6 protein-coding genes and 1 pseudogene are annotated in these 10022 nt (G+C 53.8%); 4 read left to right on the top strand and 3 right to left on the bottom strand.

The window, feature by feature from the left end:
• Window positions 1-455, top strand: a 455-nt coding sequence (locus HMPREF2661_RS11050) for a transposase (protein WP_141760003.1), incomplete at its 5' end; no start/stop codon positions are given.
• Window positions 456-637: 182 nt separating this feature from the next.
• On the opposite strand, the gene ettA is transcribed toward HMPREF2661_RS11050, so the two are convergent.
• A complete protein-coding gene (gene ettA / locus HMPREF2661_RS11045) occupies window positions 638-2314 on the bottom strand; it encodes an energy-dependent translational throttle protein EttA (RefSeq protein WP_070823801.1) in 1677 nt (558 codons plus the stop codon).
• Between the two features lie 343 nt (window positions 2315-2657).
• On the opposite strand from ettA, the gene HMPREF2661_RS11040 reads away from it, so the two are divergent.
• The 3 genes and pseudogenes from HMPREF2661_RS11040 (at window position 2658) to pgmB (ending at window position 7023) form a co-directional block, all read left to right on the top strand.
• Window positions 2658-4010 (top strand): SLC45 family MFS transporter, encoded by a 1353-nt coding sequence (locus HMPREF2661_RS11040; protein ID WP_036493892.1) that lies wholly within the window; start codon window positions 2658-2660, stop codon window positions 4008-4010.
• A 76-nt stretch (window positions 4011-4086) separates the two neighbouring features.
• Window positions 4087-6345, top strand: a pseudogene (locus HMPREF2661_RS11035) (glycoside hydrolase family 65 protein).
• A 12-nt stretch (window positions 6346-6357) separates the two neighbouring features.
• Window positions 6358-7023 (top strand): beta-phosphoglucomutase, encoded by a 666-nt coding sequence (gene pgmB, locus HMPREF2661_RS11030; RefSeq protein ID WP_049323068.1) that lies wholly within the window; start codon window positions 6358-6360, stop codon window positions 7021-7023.
• Between the two features lie 162 nt (window positions 7024-7185).
• Here pgmB and nadB read toward each other — a convergent pair whose 3' ends face one another.
• On the bottom strand, window positions 7186-8694 hold the full coding sequence (nadB, locus tag HMPREF2661_RS11025; protein ID WP_070823800.1) for an L-aspartate oxidase: 1509 nt from the start codon (window positions 8692-8694) through the stop codon (window positions 7186-7188).
• Between the two features lie 206 nt (window positions 8695-8900).
• Complete coding sequence (gene nadA / locus HMPREF2661_RS11020; protein WP_070823799.1) at window positions 8901-10013, bottom strand: quinolinate synthase NadA; 1113 nt, start codon at window positions 10011-10013, stop codon at window positions 8901-8903.
• Between the last annotated feature and the right edge of the window lie 9 nt (window positions 10014-10022).

Here is a 10022-nt window from a genome sequence, read left to right as displayed (position 1 = left end):
TGACAGCCCAAATTAAAGCCGTAAAGCAACAGATCAAACAATTCTACAAACAACACCTCGAATACGGCCAAAACCGAAAACGCCTGATGACAATAACAGGCATAGGAGAAACCGCCGCTTCTGTTTTGCTCTCAACCTATAAAAAACACGAATTTAAAACATCAAAGCAATTTGTAGCCTTTATCGGTTTAGATCCCAAACAACACGAATCAGGGACAAGCGTAAAAGGCAAAAGCCGAATATCCAAAATAGGCAAGGCCGACACAAGAAAAGCACTTTTTATGCCGGCATTGGTAGCCTATAGAAGCAACGCATTCCCCGCCCTCATCAACCGTCTGAAGTTAAAAAATAAGCCTCTAAAAGTGATACTGGTAGCACTAATGCGCAAACTAGCGGTAATAGCGTTTACTCTGTTGAAGATTGGCCAAGATTTCCAAGTGGAAAGATATAAATAAAAAATTAAATCAGGCTTTCGCCGGCGATTTTCAATTTATTGAAAATAAAGAATAAATTAAAACATTAAATCTATTCAAAACAAAACAAACACCCCGAACAAGTCGGGGTGCGAATACTTACAACGTCAAGAAATGTAAACATATTTGACTGTGCAATACACTATCTTTTCATGAAAACCTGCTTAACGTGTTACCGGTTTGTAACGGATACGTTTCGGTTTTGCGCCCTCTTCGCCCAAACGGCGTTTCTTATCGGCTTCGTATTCCTGATAGTTGCCGTCGAAGAACACCCATTTAGAGTCGCCTTCACAAGCCAGAATATGCGTAGCGATGCGGTCGAGGAACCAGCGGTCGTGCGAAATCACCATCACGCTGCCGGCAAATTCCAACAATGCGTCTTCCAGCGCGCGCAGGGTTTCTACATCAAGGTCGTTAGACGGTTCGTCTAGCAGCAACACATTGCCGCCGCTCAACAAAGTTTTTGCCAAGTGCAGACGACCGCGTTCGCCGCCAGACAATTGACCTGCGATTTTGCTTTGGTCACTGCCTTTGAAGTTGAAGCGTCCCAAATATTGGCGGGCTGGAATTTCAAACTGACCAACCTGTAAAATGTCGCGGCCTTCGGCAATGTTGTCGAACACGGTTTTGTCGTTTTGCAAACCTTCGCGGCTTTGGTCGATCAGGCTCATTTTTACGGTTTGGCCGATTTTCACTTCGCCGGAATCAGGCTGCTCTTTGCCCGAAATCATTTTGAACAGCGTCGATTTACCCGCGCCGTTCGGGCCGATGATGCCGACAATCGCGCCCGCAGGCACTTTGAAGCTCAAATCGTCAATCAGCACTTTATCGCCAAACGATTTGGAAACGTTCACAAATTCAATCACTTCATTACCCAAACGCTCGGCAACAGGGATAAAGATTTCCTGAGTTTCGTTGCGTTTTTGGTATTCGTAGTTGCTCATTTCCTCAAAACGCGCCAAACGCGCTTTAGACTTGGCTTGGCGGCCTTTGGCATTTTGGCGCACCCATTCCAATTCCTGCTTCATCGCCTTCACGCGCGCAGCTTCTGATTTCGCCTCGTTTTCCAAGCGTTTTTCTTTCTGCTCCAGCCAAGACGAGTAATTGCCTTTCCATGGGATACCGTGGCCGCGGTCAAGTTCCAAAATCCATTCGGCGGCGTTGTCCAAGAAGTAGCGGTCGTGCGTTACCGCGACCACCGTACCGGGGAAGCGCACCAAGAATTGCTCCAGCCATTCGACCGATTCCGCATCCAAGTGGTTGGTCGGCTCGTCCAGCAGCAGCATATCGGGCTTGCTCAACAAGAGTTTGCACAAGGCAACGCGGCGTTTTTCACCGCCGGACAGATTGCCGATTTTGGCATCCCATTCCGGCAGGCGCAGCGCATCGGCAGCAATTTCCAATTCGTGTTCCGCACCGCCGCCCGTGGACGAGCCTGCCGCAATAATCGCTTCCAAGCGGCCCTGCTCTTCCGCCAGCGCATCAAAATCCGCATCAGGATTGGCGTACTCGGCATACACTTCTTCCAAACGTTTCTGCGCCGCAGCCACTTCGCCCAAACCGCTTTCCACTTCCTCACGCACGGTTTTTTCAGGATCAAGCTCCGGCTCTTGCGGTAGATAGCCGATTTTGATGCCACCCATCGGCACGGCTTCGCCCTCGAATTCCTTATCCACACCCGCCATAATCCGCAGCACGGTGGACTTGCCCGCGCCGTTCAAACCGAGCAGGCCGATTTTCGCGCCGGGGAAGAAGGAAAGGGAAATATCTTTAATGATGGTTTTCTGCGGCGGCATAACCTTGCTCACGCGCAGCATAGAATAGACGTATTGTTGGGACATGGTTTTTTCTCGATTCGCTCAAACAAATTTCAGACGGCCCATTTTAACCGATTGCTCAAATACCTGCTTGTTCAAATGCCGTCTGAAAATAGAAATCAGCATCACAAGATGCAGCAAAGCCGAACCAATGCTTTCATTCTCCAAAATTTTCAACACGAAACCGTAAAAAATTTGATTTAAGCCAGTTTATCTTTGAACAAACATTGCCAATATTCGATACGCTCCATAAAATGCGCCTATATCCTTGAAAGTACATAAACAAATAATAACGACAAAGAAACACCGCGCTAAAAACAATTTCAGATTTCCCAATACAAATACTTTTAAAATAAGGATTTGCCTCATGTCTGAACATACGCAAAAAACAACAAAACAAGGTTTGCCCTCACTGGCAAAAAGTACGATTTGGATGCTGAGCTTCGGCTATCTCGGCGTTCAGACGGCCTTTACCCTGCAAAGCTCGCAAATGAGCCGAATTTTTCAAACGCTAGGCGCTGACCCGCACAATTTGGGCTGGTTTTTCATCCTGCCGCCGCTGGCCGGTATGCTGGTGCAGCCGATTGTGGGCTACTACTCAGACCGCACTTGGATGCCGCGCCTGGGTGGCCGCCGCCTGCCCTATCTGCTTTACGGCACGCTGATTGCCGTCATCGTGATGATTCTGATGCCCAACTCGGGCAGCTTCGGTTTTGGCTACGCTTCTTTGGCGGCTTTGTCGTTCGGCGCGCTGATGATTGCGCTGTTGGACGTATCTTCCAATATGGCGATGCAGCCGTTTAAGATGATGGTCGGCGACATGGTCAACGAGGAGCAGAAAAGCTACGCCTACGGCATTCAAAGTTTCTTAGCGAATACGGGTGCAGTTGTGGCGGCGATTCTGCCGTTTGTGTTCGCGTATATCGGTTTGGCGAACACGGCCGAAAAAGGCGTCGTGCCGCAGACTGTTGTCGTAGCATTCTATGTGGGCGCGGCATTGCTGATTATTACCAGTGCGTTCACCATCTTCAAAGTCAAAGAATACGATCCGGAAACCTACGCCCGCTATCACGGCATCGACGTCGCTGCGAATCAGGAAAAAGCCAACTGGTTCGAACTTTTGAAAACCGCGCCTAAAGCGTTTTGGACGGTTACTTTGGTACAATTCTTCTGCTGGTTTGCCTTCCAATATATGTGGACTTACTCGGCAGGCGCGATTGCGGAAAACGTTTGGCAGACAACCGATGCTTCTTCCGTAGGCTACCAAGAAGCAGGCAACTGGTACGGCGTTTTGGCGGCGGTACAATCCATTGCTGCTGTTATCTGCTCGTTTATTCTGGCAAAAGTACCGAATAAATACCATAAAGCCGGTTATTTCGGTTGCTTGGCTTTGGGTGCGCTCGGTTTCTTCTCCGTTTTCTTCATCAGCAACCAATACGCGCTGGTGTTGTCTTATACCTTAATCGGTATTGCGTGGGCCGGTATCATTACCTATCCTTTGACGATTGTGACCAATGCCCTCTCAGGCAAACACATGGGTACTTATTTGGGCCTGTTCAACGGCTCTATCTGTATGCCTCAAATCGTCGCTTCGCTGCTGAGTTTCGTCCTCTTCCCTATGCTGGGCAGCCATCAGGCAACCATGTTCTTGGTTGCCGGCGCAGTCTTGCTGATGGGGGCTTTCTCAGTATGCCTGATTAAAGAGACCCACGGCGAATAATCCGTTTCAACACCATCGGCAAAGGCCGTCTGAAACCTTTGCCGATCTGACAATTTTAATAACAGGAGCTTCATAAATGTACACGAGAATCATGGAAGTCAGCCCTTGGACACTGCGTTCGACCAAACTGGAAAAAGAGCACAAACGACTGCAAGAGAGCCTGACCAGCTTGGGCAACGGCTATATGGGCATGCGCGGCAACTTTGAAGAAACCTACTCCGCCGACAGTCACTTGGGTACCTACATCGCCGGCGTGTGGTTCCCCGACAAAACCCGCGTCGGCTGGTGGAAAAACGGCTATCCTAAATATTTTGGCAAAGCCATCAATGCGCTCAATTTCAGCAAAGTCAAAATCTTTGTCGATGGTCAAGAAGTGGACTTGGCGAAAAACGACGTTGCCGACTTCTCCGTCGAACTCGATATGCAGCACGGCGTGTTGCGCCGCTCGTTCACCGTATTCGGCGTGCGTTTCGATGTGTGCAAATTCCTGTCCGTCGCGCAAAAAGAGCTGGCTCTCATCCGCTGGGAAGCCGTATCCGTTGACGGCAAAACCCACCAAGTCCGCATCGATTCCATCATCGACGCCGACGTGAAAAACGAAGACTCCAACTACGAAGAAAAATTCTGGCAAGTATTGGACAAAGGCGTTTCAGACGACCGCTCCTACATTGCCACCCAAACCGTCGCCAATCCCTTCGGCGTGGAACAATTCATCGTCAACTCCGAGCAAACCTTCGCCGGCAGCTTCAAAGCCCTCGGCGGCAGCCAAACCGATTGGCAGGTCTCCAATTCTTTCGAAGCCGAAGTCGGCGGCACGCCCGAAACCTTTGAAAAACGCGTGATTGTTACCACCAGCCGCGATTATCAAGGCTTGGAAGCAGTGAAAGCCGCAGGCCGCGCCTTGTCGGAAAAAATCGCAGGCGTTGCGTTTGAAACCTTGTTGGACGCACACAAAGCAGGCTGGCTGCACCGTTGGGAAATCGCCGACGTGGTCATCGAAGGCAGCGACGAAGCGCAGCAAGGCATCCGTTTCAACCTGTTCCAACTGTTCTCCACCTACTACGGCGAAGACGCACGCCTGAACATCGGCCCGAAAGGCTTTACCGGCGAAAAATACGGCGGCGCGACCTATTGGGACACCGAAGCCTACGCCGTACCACTCTACCTCGCACTGGCGGAACCCGAAGTTACCCGCAACCTGCTGCAATACCGTCGCAACCAACTGCCGCAGGCGCAGCACAACGCGCGCGAACAGGGCTTGGCAGGCGCACTCTATCCGATGGTGACGTTTACCGGCATCTAGTGTCACAACGAATGGGAAATCACCTTCGAGGAAATCCACCGCAACGGCGCGATTCCTTACGCCATCTACAACTACACCAACTACACCGGCGACGAAAGCTATCTTGCCAAAGAAGGCTTGGAAGTCTTGGTCGAAGTGTCCCGCTTCTGGGCGGACCGCGTCCACTTCTCCAAACGCAACGGCAAATACATGATTCACGGCGTAACCGGCCCGAACGAATACGAAAACAACATCAACAACAACTGGTACACCAACACCCTCGCCGCATGGGTATTGGACTACACCCGCGAAGCCCTGGCGAAATACCCGCGTCCGGATTTGAACGTGAGTGCCGCCGAGTTGGAAAAATGGGCGGACATCAGTGCGAATATGTACCGTCCGCATGACGAAGAACTCGGCGTATTCGTGCAGCACGATGGCTTCCTCGACAAAGACATCCGCCCCGTGTCCGCACTTTCGCCCGACGATTTGCCGCTCAACCAGAAATGGTCGTGGGACAAAATCCTGCGTTCGCCATTCATCAAACAGGCGGACGTATTGCAAGGCATCTACTTCTTCGGTGACCGTTTCAACATAGACGAAAAACGCCGCAACTTCGACTTCTACGAACCGATGACCGTGCATGAAAGCTCGTTGTCGCCTTGTATCCACGCCATCCTTGCCGCCGAACTGGGCAAAGAAGAAAAAGCCGTGGAAATGTACCAGCGCACTGCCCGCCTGGACTTGGACAACTACAACAACGACACCGAAGACGGCCTGCACATCACCTCCATGACCGGCTCGTGGCTCGCCATCGTCCAAGGTTTCGCCCAAATGAAAACTTGGGGCGGCAAACTCAGCTTCGCCCCGTTCCTGCCGAGTGCGTGGACAGGCTACGCCTTCCACATCAACTACCGAGGCCGTCTGATTAAAGTCGCCGTCGGCAAAGAAAACGTGGTCTTCACCCTGCTCAAAGGCGAGCCGCTCGATTTGCAGGTGTACGGCAAAGACATCACGCTCAACGGCAGCCACACCGTCGCGTTAGAAAAATAAGGAGGGCGCAAAATGACTTTTACCGCAGTCCTCTTTGACCTCGACGGCGTCATCACCGATACCGCCGAATACCACTACCGCGCATGGAAAAAGCTTGCCGAAGAACTGGGCATCAGCATCGACCGCAAGTTTAACGAGCAGCTCAAAGGCGTGTCGCGCGACGATTCGCTCAAACGCATCCTCGCACACGGCGGCAAAACCGTCAGCGAAGCCGAGTTCGCCGAACTGACCAGCCGCAAAAACGACAACTACGTCGAAATGATTCAGGCAGTCAAACCCGAAGACGTGTACCCCGGCATTTTGCCGCTACTGGAAGCATTGAGGGCAAACGGCAAAAAAATCGCCCTCGCGTCCGCCAGTAAAAACGGCCCGTTCCTGCTGGAGCGCATGGGGCTGACCCACTTCTTCGACGCCGTCGCCGACCCTGCCGCCGTCGCGCATTCCAAACCCGCCCCCGACATCTTCCTCGCCGCCGCCGAGGGCGTGGGCGTGAACATCCGCCAATGCATCGGCATTGAAGACGCCGCCGCCGGCGTCGCCGCCATCAAAGCCGCCGGCGCCTTGCCCATCGGAGTGGGCAAATCCGAAGACTTGGGCAGCGACATCGCGCTGGTGGCCGGCACCGCCGAGCTGACCTACGCCTACCTGCAAAACGTGTGGGCACAGTCAGGCAGATAAAATATTAAGGAAGTAGAAAGGCCGTCTGAAAAACATTCCAGACGGCCTTTCTGCTTTTAAAACAGAGTAATAACCCAACTTACGCAACCATAAAGACTGAATACCAACTTTTCAATCATGCTATTCAAATTTATTTGAACGATTTTTACTGGCCAGCCAACCTTAACAATCACTATTAAAATGCGCGCCGATGTTTTGCCGCCTTGCGTATGCGGCTTGGGCGACGGCGAGGCTGCATTCGAGCAGATTGCGGTCTTCGTATTCGGACGCGGTGCGCGGCGCGGTTTGGTTTTGCTTCCAAAGCCGCAGTTGGGCGATGGCGTGGCGCAGGCCGGTATCGTTGCGGAGGATGCCCAGATGGCGTTGGTTGAACGCTTGCAGGGCGGGGCGGCTGAATGTGTTTTGGAGGTCGTCTGAAAAGATGCCTGCTTCAGCGAGGGGGTTTTCAGACGACCTTTGGGACGATACGGTTTGGAATGCTTGTCCGTCCGCGATGGTTTGGGCGGCAAGTCTGGCAGTAACGACGCATTCGAGCAGGGAGTTGCTGGCGAGGCGGTTGGCTCCGTGCAGCCCTGTGCAGGCGGTTTCGCCTAAGGCGTAGAGCTGCGGCAGGGAGGTTCTGCCGCAAGGGTCGGTTTGGATGCCGCCGCAGGTATAGTGTTGCACGGGGCGGACCGGGATGGCTTGGCGCGTGATGTCCAAGCCGCATTGGGATAAACAGTGTCGATGGATGGACGGAAAATGCTGACGGACGAACGCTGCGGGTTGATGGCTGATGTCGAGCGAGACGAAGTCTTGCGTTTGTTTGGCGATTTCGGCGGCGATGGCGCGGGCAACGATGTCGCGCGGCGCGAGTTCGGCGCGGCGGTCGTAATGCGGCATAAACCGTTCGCCCGCTTGGTTGGTCAGGATGCCGCCTTCGCCACGCACAGCTTCGGAAATCAGGAAGGTGCGACCGTTTTCAGACGGCCTTGCCAAGCCTGTAGGGTGGAATTGGATAAATTCGAGGTTTTCGACTACGCAGCCTGCGCGTATCGCCATGGCGATGGCGTCGCCCGTGCATTCGGGCGGCGTGGTGGTGGTGGCGTAAATCTGTCCCAAGCCGCCGCTTGCGAGTACGGTATGGCGGGCGTGGATGCGGTAGGTTTCTTGCGTTCGGCGGTCGAGGACGGTCAGTCCGCATGCCGCGCCTGATTCGGTTTGAACGTCCAACGCCATCTGCCGCTCGTAAACGCGGATGTTCGGACGGCAGCGTATTTGGGCAATCAGGCTCTGCATGACGGCTTCGCCCGTGTAGTCGGCGACGTGGGCGATTCGGCGGCAGGTATGCCCGCCTTCGCGCGTCAGGTGCAGGTCGTTATTATTTTGGTCGAACGCCACGCCCTGCGCCAGCAGCCATTCGATTGCCGGTTTGCCCTGCGACAGGATGGTGCGGACGGCGGCTTCGTCGCACAAGCCCGCGCCCGCTTCCAAGGTATCGGCAACGTGTTTTTCGATGTCGTCCTCTCCCGACCACGCCGCCGCAATCCCGCCTTGCGCATGACGGCTGGCGGTGTCGTCCAGCCGGTTCTTGCACAAAATGACGATGCGGAACGATTCAGGCAGCGACAGGGCGAGCGTCAGCGCCGCCAGCCCGTTTCCGGCAATCAATACGTCGCAATCGGCTTGCATGGTGTTGTCCTTGTTTGAAAGGTCGTCTGAAACGGTATAGTGGATTAAATTTAAACCAGTACGGCGTTGCCTCGCCTTAGCTCAAAGAGAACGATTCTCTAAGGTGCTGAAGCACCAAGTGAATCGGTTCCGTACTATCTGTACTGTCTGCGGCTTCGTCGCCTTGTCCTGATTTAAATTTAATCCACTATAATATGGACGGCAAATCAGGCGGGGCCCATGCCGTTGAACACATCTTTTTTCTTCAGCCCTGCCGCGAAGTCGAGCATACGCTGCAAAGGCAGTTTGGCGGCTTCGCCCAGCTTTCTGTCCAACAGGATTTCGTTGTGTCCGCTTGTCAGGGCGTGTTTGATGCCGCCCAGCGAATTCATCGCCATCCACGGGCAGAACGCGCAGCTTTTGCAGCTTCCGCCGTTGCCCGCCGTCGGGGCGGCGATAAATTCTTTGTCGGGCGCCTGCTTTTGCATTTCATGCAGGATGCCCAAATCGGTCGCCACGATGAATTTTTTTTCGGGACGCGATACGGCGGCTTTGAGCAGTTTGCTGGTCGAGCCGACCACGTCGCCCAGTTCGATGACGCTTTGCGGCGATTCGGGATGAACCAGCACCACCGCGTCGGGATGCTCCGCCTTCAGTGCCGCCAGCTCCTGCCCTTTAAATTCGTTGTGAACAATGCACGAACCCTGCCACAACAACATATCCGCGCCCGTTTCGCGGCGGATGTAGTCGCCGAGGTGGCGGTCGGGTCCCCAAATCAGCTTCTCGCCGCGCGCTTTCAAATGCGACACGATTTCCAACGCCACCGAAGACGTAACCACCCAGTCGGCACGCGCTTTCACTGCGGCGGAAGTGTTGGCGTACACCACCACCGTGCGGTCGGGGTGTTGGTCACAAAAAGCCGAAAACGCCTCTTCGGGACAACCCAAATCCAAAGAACATTCCGCTTCCAAATCAGGCATCAGCACCGTTTTTTCAGGGCAGAGGGTTTTCGCGCTCTCGCCCATGAAGCGCACACCCGCCACCACCAATGTATCGGCTTCGTATTCCGCGCCGAAGCGCGCCATCTCTAGCGAATCGCCCACGCATCCGCCCGTTTCCAAAGCCAAATCCTGAATCAGCGGATCAACGTAATAATGCGCCACCAAGACCGCGTTTTTCTCCTTCAACAAAACCTTGATTTCATCTTTCAGACGGCCTGCCGTCTCGCGGTCGGGCGTGTCGGCAACCTTCGCCCACGCCTGACGGATTTGGCAGGCAGAAGTCGGCGTCTGAATGAGGGGCATATCGTAATCGAACGAGCGGCGGGCGGCGGTTTGCATGATGTTTCC

Origin of the sequence: Neisseria sp. HMSC061B04 (genome assembly GCF_001836705.1) — a bacterium.
In the GTDB taxonomy this organism is placed as follows: domain Bacteria; phylum Pseudomonadota; class Gammaproteobacteria; order Burkholderiales; family Neisseriaceae; genus Neisseria.
This window is presented reverse-complemented; position numbering and strand designations above follow the sequence as displayed.

What these genes read in the sequence shown, in the direction of transcription:
- pgmB (WP_049323068.1), top strand. Translation starts at nt 6,358, where the DNA reads ATGACTTTTACCGCAGTCCTCTTTGACCTCGACGGCGTCATCACCGAT.
- nadA (WP_070823799.1), bottom strand. Translation starts at nt 10,013, where the DNA reads ATGCAAACCGCCGCCCGCCGCTCGTTCGATTACGATATGCCCCTCATT.
- HMPREF2661_RS11040 (WP_036493892.1), top strand. Translation starts at nt 2,658, where the DNA reads ATGTCTGAACATACGCAAAAAACAACAAAACAAGGTTTGCCCTCACTG.
- ettA (WP_070823801.1), bottom strand. Translation starts at nt 2,314, where the DNA reads ATGTCCCAACAATACGTCTATTCTATGCTGCGCGTGAGCAAGGTTATG.
- nadB (WP_070823800.1), bottom strand. Translation starts at nt 8,694, where the DNA reads ATGCAAGCCGATTGCGACGTATTGATTGCCGGAAACGGGCTGGCGGCG.